Here is a 4,750-nt window from a genome sequence, read left to right on the forward strand (position 1 = left end):
GCCGGCACCGTCGCCGTGTCCTCGCCGGAAGGCAACTCGCTTGCCGTCATCGATGCGGCCAGCGGCCGGATCGTCGCCACCAGCGCACTGGCCGAGGTCTGCGGCGTGGCGCCCGACGGGGCGGACTTCATGGCGACGACGGGCACCGGCGAAATTATCGAAGCGGGCGGCGCGACACGGTCCGAGCCGGGCTATGTCTGGGACAATCACATGCTGCGCATCGAGCAGGCCGGATAAGTGCTTCCGGCACCGGTTCCCTAACGGTTACGTTCGCTGGAAGTTACCGTCCTTCAGGCTAGGCCGAAACGAAGCCGCGAAACGATTTATGCATTATTCCCTTGCGGCGATGAGCCATGGCGGGCACAGGGAAATTGTCTTTCAAACCTGTGCCCAAGCGGGTGCTCCAACCGGACGTCTCATGAAGTTGCTTGCCATCGACTGTGCCGCCAATCTCTGCGCCGCCTGTGTCTACGACGCGGCGGCCGGGAAAGAACTTGGCCGCTCGGTGCTGGATCTCGGCAAGGGCCATGCCGAGCATCTGATGGCCGTGATCGAGGAGGCGTTGAAGGCGGCCGGAACCGACTATGCCGGGCTCGGCGCCATCGCCGTCTCCACCGGCCCGGGCTCCTTCACCGGCCTGCGCGTCGGCGTCTCGACGGCGCGGGGCCTGGCGCTGGCGCTGAGAATCCCGGCGATCGGGGTGACGGCGCTGGAAGCGCTGGCCGCGCAAGCGGGAGCGACGTTTCCCCGCCGCGCCGTGCTGGCCGCGCTCGACGCCGGCCGCGAGGAGATCCACGCCGCGCTTTACGACGAAGCGTCCGTTTTGATTTACGGTCCCTCGGTGACCACGCTTTCGCAAGCCGCCGCCATGGCGGTTGACAGGTCTCCGGTTCTGGCCGGCACTGCGGCCACGCAAATCGCCGCGTCAGCCGGGCGCGCCTTCGACATCGGCCCGACAAGTGCCACGGCCGACATCGCCGTCTATGCCGCCCAAGGTGCCGGTAAAACGGGTGGGGGCGAAAAGCCGAAACCGCTCTATCTGCGCGGGGCGGACGCCAAGCCTCAGGCCGGGTTTATTCTACCAAGGCAAGACCATGATCCCGAAAAGTGGGAACCGGTTTTCGAAAAAGATCATGGTCCAAAAGGAAACGGGTCCTGATGCGCATTCCTTTCCTCCAGCCGCGCCGCAGGGACTTTGCGCTCGAGCCGCTGACGATTGGTGACAGCGCGGCCATGTCGGTGCTGCATCGCGAGGATTTCGTGCGGCCGTGGACCGACGACGAATTCGCCGCGCTGCTCGAGCAGGACACGGTGTTCGGTTATGCTGCGCGCCAGACCGGACAGGGTGCTAAGCCGCCGGTCGGCTTCGTGCTGGCGCGCCTGGCTGCCGGTGAAGGCGAGATCCTGACTGTCGCGGTGGCGCGCTCCCATCGCCGCCAGGGGCTCGGCTGGCAATTGATGGATGCCGTACTGCGCGAACTGCACGCGCAACGTGCCGAGGCGCTTTTCCTAGAGGTCGACGAGACCAACGTCGCCGCGATTGCGCTCTACCGGCGGCTGGGGTTCCGCGAAGTTGGCAAGCGTGCCAACTATTATAGGTCGCCAGAGCACGGCCCGACCGGCGCGCTTGTCATGCGCCGCGATCTTCGCTAGCGCAGGCCCGAAAAGTGGACGCACGTCGTTCTAGAACTCGGGGCAGGGCCAGGACCGCATGATCGGAAAAATCAGGATTTTCCTGGCGCTGGGCCTCGTTGTCGCCGGCTCGTTGATCCTCGTGCCGTTGCAGATCCTGTCGATGAAGACCGGGCTCTGGCGCGAGACTTTCATCCTGAAGATCTGGCATCGGCTCATCATCCGGGCGCTGGGCATGCGCATCCATGTCAAGGGAACCCTGTCCAGCCAGCGCCCGCTATTGGTCGCATCCAACCACATCTCCTGGACCGACATCATGGTGCTGGGGTCCATGGTCGACGTGACGTTCATCGCCAGGGCTGACATGGCCGGCTGGCCGTTGATCGGTATGCTGTCGAAGCTGCAGCGCACCGTCTTCATCGAGCGCGAGCGCAAGCGTTCGTCGGGCGTCCAGGCGAGCGAGATCGCCAGCCGCATGGCCAAGGGCGACGCCATGGTGCTGTTTGCCGAAGGCTCGACCGGCGACGGCAACATGGTCCTGCCGTTCAAGAGCACGCTGTTCGGCGCCGCCTCGATGGCGATTTCGGAAGGGGCGGCCGAAAAGGTCTTCATCCAGCCGGTGGCGATCGTCTACACGCGCCTGCATGGCGTGCCGCTCGGCCGCAGGCACCGGCCGATTGCCGCCTGGATCGGTGACGAGGATTTGATGCCGCATCTCAAGGTTCTGATGGCAGAGGGCGGGCTCGACGTCGAAGTGCATTTCGGCGAGCCGGTCGCCTTTTCCAAGGGCTCCAACCGCAAGGAAACGGCACGGCTCATGGAAAGTCGGGTGCGTGATATGGTGCACGCGGCTCTCGCCGACCCGCGCCCAAGCCGGTAGACCGGTAAGGCTCACATACTCCATCGCTCTTTGCGCGTCCAAGAGGACACGCGGCGCTAGAGCATTTTGCAGCCAAGTGGTTACACTTGGCGTCGCACAAATGCGGCTGAACCAAACAGATAGAGCGGGATGCCCCGTTCAATCCAAATGCATCCCGCTCTGTAGAGCAGAATCGTCTGTTTTTTGTCTAGGAAAGGCGTTAGAAGCCGCCGGATGGAACTGAATACGATAGAACGGGACGACATCGAAAGTGCGGCCGAAAGTGCGGTCGTACCATCTGCCGCGACCAGGAAGGTCTTCGTCAAGACCTATGGCTGCCAGATGAATGTCTATGATTCTCAGCGTATGACCGACGCACTGGCCGCTGATGGCTATACGGCGACGGATGCGATCGGCGAAGCCGATCTGGTGCTGCTCAACACCTGCCATATTCGCGAGAAAGCCGCCGAAAAGGTCTATTCCGAACTCGGCCGCATTCGTGAGATGAAGGCCGAACGGGCTCTGGCCGGCCGCGAGATGCTGGTCGGTGTCGCCGGTTGCGTGGCGCAGGCGGAGGGGGCCGAGATCATCCGCCGCTCGCCCGCCGTCGATCTGGTAATCGGCCCGCAGACCTATCACCGGCTTCCGCATGTGCTGGCACGGGTGCGCGGCGGCGAAAAGATCGTCGAGACCGACTACGCCGTCGAGGACAAGTTCGAGCATCTGCCGCAGCCGAAACGCGCCGAGATCATCAAACGCGGCGTCACCGCGTTCCTGACCGTGCAGGAAGGCTGCGATAAGTTCTGCACCTTCTGCGTCGTGCCTTATACCAGAGGCTCGGAAGTGTCGCGGCCGGTGGCGCAGATCGTCGCCGAGGCCGAGCGGCTGGCGCAAGCCGGCGTGCGCGAGGTGACGCTGCTTGGCCAGAACGTCAATGCCTGGCATGGCGAGGGCGAAAACGCCGAGGAATGGGGTCTTGGCCGCCTGCTGTTCCGGCTGGCCGAGATTCCCGGGCTGGCGCGGTTGCGCTACACCACCAGCCACCCGCGTGACATGGACGACGAATTGATCGCCGCCCACCGTGACTTGCCGGCGCTGATGCCCTATCTGCATTTACCTGTGCAATCCGGCTCCGACCGCATCCTCAAGGCGATGAACCGCAGGCATACGGCGAAGGACTATCTGACGTTGCTCGACCGGATCCGTGCTGCGCGGAGCGATATAGCGCTTTCGGGCGATTTCATTGTCGGCTTTCCCGGCGAGACGGAAGCGGATTTCGAGGCGACGATGGACCTTGTCCGCCAGGTGAACTATGCCTCGGCCTTCTCGTTCAAATATTCGCCGCGCCCCGGCACGCCGGGCGCCGAGATGGCCGATCATGTGCCGGAAGCCGTCAAGGACGAGCGGCTGCAGCGGCTGCAGGCGCTGCTGCTGAAGCAGCAGCAGGATTTCGGCGCGAGCCTGGTCGGCAGCACCATCGACACGCTGATCGAGAAGCCGGGCCGCCAGGCCGGCCAGAAGGTTGGCCGCTCGCCATGGCTGCAGCCGGTTATTGTTGATGAAAAGTCCGGCGAAATCGGCGAGATTATCCAGGTACGAATCACGAAGACGGGTTACAACAGCCTGTTCGCCGAATTGGCCTGAAGGTCTCGGCAGATGAGGAGAGACGGTTGAGCGCTGCGGAAGTGAAGAACCTGCCCCAGAACCTGCCATCGGGGGCTTCGGATATGGCGCACATCGTTCTGACTTTCGACAACAACAAGCTTGCCAGCGCCCTTTATGGCCAGTTCGACGAGAATCTGGCCAGGCTCGAGCAGAAGCTTGGCGTCGATATCCGCTCGCGAGGCAACCAGCTGACCATCAAGGGCTCCGCCTCGGCCGCCGAGCAGGCGCGCCGCGCCCTGGATAATCTCTACGGCATTCTCCAGAAAGGCGCTGACATCGGCCAGTCGGACGTCGACGGCGCCGTGCGCATGGCGATCGCCGCCGACGACCAGCTGACGCTGCCGACGCTTGAGCGCAAGGGCAAGGTGTCCGCCGCCCAGATATCGACGCGCAAGAAGACGATCTACGCCCGTTCGCTCAACCAGGACGCCTATATGCGCGCGCTGGAGCGGTCCGAACTCGTCTTCGGCATCGGCCCGGCTGGCACGGGAAAAACTTTCCTGGCGGTGGCGCATGCGGCGATGCTGCTCGAACGCGGCATGGTCGAGCGCATCGTGCTGTCGCGGCCGGCCGTCGAGGCCGGCGAGCGGCTCG

Annotated in this window: 5 protein-coding genes and 1 pseudogene; all 6 read left to right on the forward strand. The window is 64.1% G+C overall.

Going from position 1 to position 4,750, the window contains the following annotated elements; genetic code table 11:
- Positions 1 to 237 (forward strand): DUF1513 domain-containing protein (locus E5W87_RS10530; protein WP_292396731.1); only part of this gene is annotated, 237 nt, incomplete at its 5' end.
- Positions 238 to 418: 181 nt separating this feature from the next.
- Positions 419 to 1,159: a tRNA (adenosine(37)-N6)-threonylcarbamoyltransferase complex dimerization subunit type 1 TsaB gene (tsaB, locus tag E5W87_RS10535; RefSeq protein ID WP_292396733.1), complete on the forward strand. Its 741-nt coding sequence runs from the start codon at positions 419 to 421 to the stop codon at positions 1,157 to 1,159.
- Entirely contained in the window at positions 1,159 to 1,653 is a 495-nt protein-coding gene (gene rimI / locus E5W87_RS10540) for a ribosomal protein S18-alanine N-acetyltransferase (RefSeq protein ID WP_292396735.1), read from the forward strand. The genes tsaB and rimI overlap by 1 nt, the downstream gene beginning before the upstream one ends.
- Before the next feature lie 58 nt (positions 1,654 to 1,711).
- Positions 1,712 to 2,512: a 1-acyl-sn-glycerol-3-phosphate acyltransferase gene (locus tag E5W87_RS10545; RefSeq protein WP_292396738.1), complete on the forward strand. Its 801-nt coding sequence runs from the start codon at positions 1,712 to 1,714 to the stop codon at positions 2,510 to 2,512.
- 213 nt (positions 2,513 to 2,725) lie between these two features.
- Entirely contained in the window at positions 2,726 to 4,135 is a 1,410-nt protein-coding gene (gene miaB, locus E5W87_RS10550) for a tRNA (N6-isopentenyl adenosine(37)-C2)-methylthiotransferase MiaB (protein ID WP_292396740.1), read from the forward strand.
- 98 nt (positions 4,136 to 4,233) lie between these two features.
- A pseudogene (locus tag E5W87_RS10555) lies at positions 4,234 to 4,750 on the forward strand (PhoH family protein); the annotation flags it as partial.

Origin of the sequence: Mesorhizobium sp., assembly GCF_004962925.1 — a bacterium.
Classification (GTDB): Bacteria; Pseudomonadota; Alphaproteobacteria; order Rhizobiales; family Rhizobiaceae; genus Mesorhizobium.